We start from the raw sequence: 5,583 nt of genomic DNA on the forward strand, positions 1-5,583 counted from the left end.
AATACGCTGTTGCGCATCTTGTTGTCGCCGCATGCAGTACCGCCCGCCGTCTCTGCGCGGGCGTCGGTTCCGCGGGGGATTTCCTCCTCCGCATCCCATTCCTTTCCTGGAGGCTACATGCAAGGCAAGGCAGTCATTCTCGGCGCCGTCGCGCTGCTGGCGCTGTCGGCGTGCGACGGCGCACGCCAGCAGAGCGCGATCACGGCGTCGAAGCCCAAGCTGGCGCTGGGCACGCCGGACCTGGTGGGTATGCCGGACCTGGTGGTGGACGCCGGCAAGCTGGCCAGCTCGTGGGTCATCTCCCACGAGACGCTGCTCTCCAACACGTGCAGCGTGATCGAGGGCGACGTGCCCTCGGGCGATCACCTGCTGCTTCGCTTCACGGTGACCACGCCCAACATCGGCGACGCCGACGTGGCGATCGGCGACCCGCGCACGCACATCGACCCGAACGGCGACGGCAACTACAACGACAGCGACGGCACGTACGAGTTCGCGCCGTGCCACCACCACTTCCACTTCCGCAACTACGCCAAGTACGAGATGTTCCCCGTGCTCGCCAACGGCACGCTGGGCACCTCGGTGAAGGCGCGGAAGCGCGGCTTCTGCATGATCGACACGACGCCGTTCTCGGCAGACTCGCCGCCCAAGCAGCGTGTGTACGTGAGCTGCGGCACCCCGGAGTCGGCCGGCAACCAGGGCATCTCGGTGGGCTACGCGGACACCTACGTGAAGGCGCTGGGCGGGCAGTACTTCGTGCTCGACGATCCGGCCGAGCCGGTGCCCGCGGGCCGCTACGTGCTGCGCATCACGGTGAACCCGCCGTTCGCGCACGTGACGGGGCAGCCCTGCCCGGTGCTGGACCCCGTCGGCATGTGCCACAACTTCGCCGAGGCGAGCTACACCAACAACGTGGGCCAGATCACCATCGACGTCCCGGCCCGCACGGGCAAGACCGGCGGCGCGATGAAGACGGCCACCGACTATTCCGACGACGAGAACCGTCCGACCACCTGATCGCTGGCGGCGGATGAACGGCGAAGGGGGCGCGGACGGTTCCGCGCCCCCTTCGTTCGTCGTGCACCACCGGCACATCCGCGGTGCGCCACTTGCTGGCTTCCCGGCACGATGTGACGGCTGTCACGCGAGCGACCAACGGCGGGAGGCGAGATGGTGCACGAGCGGGAGGACACGAAGCACGGCGAGGTGAACCCGGCGGCGCGCAAGGACGCACCGCACGGCGTCGACGATGCGGCGGGGAGCGGCCCCGTCCCCGCCGCGACGGACCCGTCCGCCGAGCCGGAGGTGAAGCCGGTGCAGGGCAAGACGCTCAACCCGCGCAACAGCGGCGGCATCGCGGAGTAGACGGGCCGCCTCACATCGTCCGCCCCAGCCAGCCGTGACTGCGCGATGGGCCGGATCGGACGGTGCGGCCGTGGCAAGGATGCGCATCCCATCTACCGAAAACGACGAGCCCTCCGGATATGATCTCGCGGAGGGCTCGCCGTTTTCACGCCTGCCGGTCTACATCTCCCCAGGCGCTTACAGGTGCGTCTCGATCCAGTTGGACATGAGCGTGTAGAGGTGCATGCTGGTGCCGCCGCCGGAGATGGAGTGGTTCCGGCTGGGGTACGCCATGAGCTGGAACTGCTTGCCCGACATCTCCAGCGCGTTGGCCAGCTTGAGGCTGTTTTGGAAGTGCACGTTGTCGTCGCCCGTGCCGTGGATGACGAGCAGGTCGCCCTTGAGGCTGGGCGCGAGCACCGCCGGCGCGTTGTCGGCGTAGCCGCGCGGGTTCTCCAGCGGCGTCCGCATGTAGCGCTCGGTGTAGATGGAGTCGTACAGGTCCCAGTCGGTCACCGGCGCCACGGCGATGCCGGCCTTGAACGGGCTGCCCGGCCGCATCATCGTCAGCGACGTCATGTAGCCGCCGTAGCTCCAGCCCCAGATGCCCAGGCGCGAGCCGTCCACGTACGGCAGCGTGGCCAGGTAGTTGGCCGCGGCGATCTGGTCGGCCGTCTCGGTGCGGCCCAGGTTGAGGTACACGGCGTGCTTGAACGCCGCGCCGCGCCCGCCGGTGCCGCGGTTGTCCACGCTCACCACGATGTAGCCGTGCTGCGCCAGCATCTGGTGGTACAGGTAGCGCGTGCCGCCCCACGCGTCCGTCACCTGCTGCGAGCCGGGGCCGCCGTAGACGTAGATGAGCACCGGGTACTTCTTCGCCGGGTCGAAGTTCGCCGGCTTCATCATCGACCCGTTCAGCTCCACCCCATCCGGCGTGCGGAAGCTGAACCACTCGGGCTTCTTCACGTCCAGCGCGGCGAGCGTGGCGTTCGCGCGGGCGTTGTCCACCAGCGTGCGCACCGCGGCGCCGTCGGTGGCGTGCAGCGTGGTGGTGGGTGCCACGCCGGCCTGCGAGAAGACGTCCAGGTAGAAGGGCGAGCCGGGGCTCAGCTCCATGCGGTGCGTGCCGGGCTCGGCGCTCAGGCGCTGGAAGCCGCTGCCGTCCAGCTTCACGCGGTACAGCTGCCGCTCGCGCGGTCCGCGCTCCGTCGCCGCGAAGTAGACGTAGCCCGCGGCCTCGTCCACGCCGTACACCGCCGTCACGTCCCACGCGCCCTTGGTGAGCTGCTTGGCCAGCGAGCCATCGCGGTTGTACAGGTAGAGGTGGTTGTAGCCGTCGCGCTCGCTGCTCCACAGCATCTGCCGGCCGCCGTGCACGAACGTCATGTCGTCGTCCACCTCCACCCACGCGCTGTCCGCGTCGGTGAAGAGCGGGCGGGTGGTGCCGGTGCGCGCGTCGGCCAGCAGCACGTCCAGCCGGTTCTGGTGGCGGTTCAGGCGCTGCACCACGATCTCCGTGGGCGACGCGGCCCACTCCATCCGGGCCAGGTACGCCTCGCGGTCGTTCCCCGTGTCGATCCAGGTGGTCGCCCCGCCGGTGACGGGGACGACGCCGACCTTCACCAGCGGGTTGGGCGTGCCCGGCTTGGGGTAGCGAAGACGGGTGACGGTGTTGTAGACGCCGGACGTGTCGGTGACCAGGTTGAAGATGCCCACCGGCGCGTCGTCCAGCCGCCAGAAGGCGATGCGCTGCCCGTCCGGGCTCCACCGCCAGCCGTCGCGCAGGTCCAGCTCTTCCTCGTAGACCCAGTCGAACGTGCCGTTGGTGACCGTCTCGCTGCCGTCGTTCGTGAGGCGTGTCTCGCGGCCGGTGGCGAGGTCCGCGACCCACAGGTCGTTGTCGCGCACGAAGCCCACCTTCGTCCCGTCTGGCGAGAACTTGGCGAACTGCTGCCAGCCCTTCGCGCTGGAGACGGGCGTCAGCCGCCCGCTGGCCACGTCGAGCACGTAGTACAGGCCCTTGGTGTTCTCGCGCCAGACCTGCTGCGAGTTGCTGTAGATGAGCAGCTTCCGCTCGTCGGCCGACCACTGGTAGCCCTCGATGCCGATGGGCTGCGTGCCGCCCGCGGGCACCAGGCGCGCCCCTTCCACCAGGAGCGTGCGCGTGCCGGTGCGGGCGTCCTCGGCCGTGAGGTCGGTGGTGCCGCCCGCCGCGGCGGAGACGAAGGTGAACCGGCGGCCGTCCTTCATCCACTTCACCGCCGGAAGGCTGGCGGTGCGGAAGTCGCCGCTCCCGAAGATGCGCTGCACGCTCAGCCGCCCCGGCGACACGGGCTGCGAGGTGTTCGCCGCCTGCTGCACCTGCGCGGCGGCGGGAAGCGCGGGCGCCAGCGACGCCAGCGCGAGTGACAGCCCGGCGACGGCCGAGCGAGCCCGGATCTGCATGCGGTCCCTTGTTCGGTAGATTGGATCACGCGCCGCGCTCGCTGGAGGAGCATGGCGGGTTGCTGTAGAGATGCGTGACAGTATGCCGCAGTTGTACGGCGGCGCGCCAGTCTGGTTCCCGTCTCGGAGGGAGGCTGACGGCCGGCGGGCGACTGAAGTCGCGGCAACAAAAGCGCAAAGTCCCCCTGCGGGGACAAACCGCGAGGCGGCGCGCATCTCCCATCATCCCATCCGGAATTGTCGTCCGCGCGGTGCGGGCGGGATGCGGTTCGTCGACGCCTGGCATCGGTCGCTTCCCGCAGGTTGGCTTCCGCGGAGCGGGCCCGTATCTTCGGGTGAATCCCCTGCCGTACATCTTCCGATTTCCTGCCTTTCACACCCTCGCCCGGACGCGCGCCGTGAGCCAGACATCTCCCGTGGTGGACTACGAGCAGCAGCGTGCGGACGGACCGGCGGGCGCGGGGCTGGACCGCCTGCCGCGGCGTCTGGGCGTGTGGAGCGCGGCGGCCATCCTGGTGGGCAGCACCATCGGCAGCGGCATCTTCCGGGTGCCGGGCGCGGTGGCGGAGCGCGTAGGCACCGTCGGCGCGGTGACGATGCTGTGGACACTGGGCGCGCTGGTGGCGCTCTTCGGCGCGCTCACGGTGGCGGAGCTGGCGGGGATGTTCCCGCGATCCGGCGGCGTGTACGTCTTCATCCGCGAAGGGTTCGGGCCGCTGCCCGCGTTCCTGTTCGGGTGGACGGAGCTACTGGTGATCCGCCCCTCGGCCATCGGCGCCATCGCGGTGCTGTTCGCGGAGTACACCGCGCGCCTCTTCGGCTGGGGCGACCCGTCGGTGCGGTGGATCGCGGCCGGTGCGATCGTGCTGGTGGGGCTCGCGAACATCCGCTCGGTGCGCTGGGGCGCGGTGGTGCAGAACGTGAGCACGGCGGCCAAGTCGCTGGCGCTGCTGGGCCTGGCGCTGGTCGGCTTCCTCTTCGGCCACGCGGGCGAGGGCGCGCTGTCGCAGCCGGTGTCGTGGGCGCCGCTGTCGTGGGGCGGCTTCGGCCTGGCGCTCGTCTCGGTGATGTGGGCGTACGACGGATGGGCCGACCTGACCTTCATGTCCGGCGAGGTGAAGGACCCGGACCGCACGCTGCCGCGCGCGCTGCTGGGCGGGGTCGCGGCGGTGGTCGCCATCTACCTGGCGGTGAACGCCGTGTACCTCTACCTGCTGCCGTTGCCGGTGATGGCCGCCTCCAAGCTCGTCGCGGCCGACGCGGCGCAGCGCATCTTCGGCGCGGTGGGCTCCGCCGTCGTCTCGGCGATGGTGATGATGAGCGCGTTCGGCGCGCTGAACGGGTCGATGATGACCGGGCCGCGTATCTTCTACGCGATGGCCGAGGACGGGCTCTTCTTCCGCCCCATCGCCGCCGTGCACCGCCGCTTCCACACGCCGTACGCGGCGATCCTGCTCGCGACGGCGCTGGGCGTGGGCTACGTCTCCTTCCGCAGCTTCGAGGAGCTGGCGGACAGCTTCATCCTGGGCATCTGGCCGTTCTACGCGCTGGCCGTGGCCGCCGTCTTCATCCTCCGCGCGCGCCGTCCGGACCTGCCGCGCCCGTACCGCACCACGGCGTACCCGCTGCCGCCGCTCGTCTTCCTGCTCGCCTCCGTCGCCATGCTGGTGAACGCAGCCGTTCAGGAGCCGCGTCCGGCCGCCGTCGGCGCCGGCCTCATCCTCCTCGGCATCCCCGTCTACTACATCTGGCAGATGATCAAGAGTCGTGACGGGGCGCGGCCGGCGACCTGAT

The 5,583-nt window shown here is 70.2% G+C and carries 4 protein-coding genes; 3 read left to right on the forward strand and 1 reads right to left on the reverse strand.

The window, feature by feature from the left end:
- Positions 1 to 117: 117 nt before the first annotated feature.
- Together VFE05_24065 and VFE05_24070 are read left to right on the forward strand one after the other, a co-directional pair.
- Complete coding sequence (locus VFE05_24065) at positions 118 to 1,017, forward strand: lysyl oxidase family protein (GenBank protein ID HET6233173.1); 900 nt, start codon at positions 118 to 120, stop codon at positions 1,015 to 1,017.
- 153 nt (positions 1,018 to 1,170) lie between these two features.
- On the forward strand, positions 1,171 to 1,365 hold the full coding sequence (locus VFE05_24070) for a hypothetical protein (protein HET6233174.1): 195 nt from the start codon (positions 1,171 to 1,173) through the stop codon (positions 1,363 to 1,365).
- A 177-nt stretch (positions 1,366 to 1,542) separates the two neighbouring features.
- Here the strand turns inward: VFE05_24070 and VFE05_24075 are convergent, their stop codons facing one another.
- Complete coding sequence (locus tag VFE05_24075) at positions 1,543 to 3,789, reverse strand: S9 family peptidase (protein ID HET6233175.1); 2,247 nt, start codon at positions 3,787 to 3,789, stop codon at positions 1,543 to 1,545.
- A gap of 398 nt (positions 3,790 to 4,187) precedes the next feature.
- On the opposite strand from VFE05_24075, the gene VFE05_24080 reads away from it, so the two are divergent.
- Complete coding sequence (locus VFE05_24080) at positions 4,188 to 5,582, forward strand: amino acid permease (protein ID HET6233176.1); 1,395 nt, start codon at positions 4,188 to 4,190, stop codon at positions 5,580 to 5,582.
- The last annotated feature ends 1 nt before the right edge of the window (position 5,583 follow it).

It is taken from the genome of Longimicrobiaceae bacterium (genome assembly GCA_035696245.1).
Classification (GTDB): Bacteria; Gemmatimonadota; Gemmatimonadetes; order Longimicrobiales; family Longimicrobiaceae; genus DASRQW01.

Bases quoted from the DNA above. Each gene is read 5' to 3' on its own strand.
- VFE05_24065 (HET6233173.1), top strand. From the start codon at position 118: ATGCAAGGCAAGGCAGTCATTCTCGGCGCCGTCGCGCTGCTGGCGCTG.
- VFE05_24070 (HET6233174.1), top strand. From the start codon at position 1,171: ATGGTGCACGAGCGGGAGGACACGAAGCACGGCGAGGTGAACCCGGCG.
- VFE05_24075 (HET6233175.1), bottom strand. From the start codon at position 3,789: ATGCAGATCCGGGCTCGCTCGGCCGTCGCCGGGCTGTCACTCGCGCTG.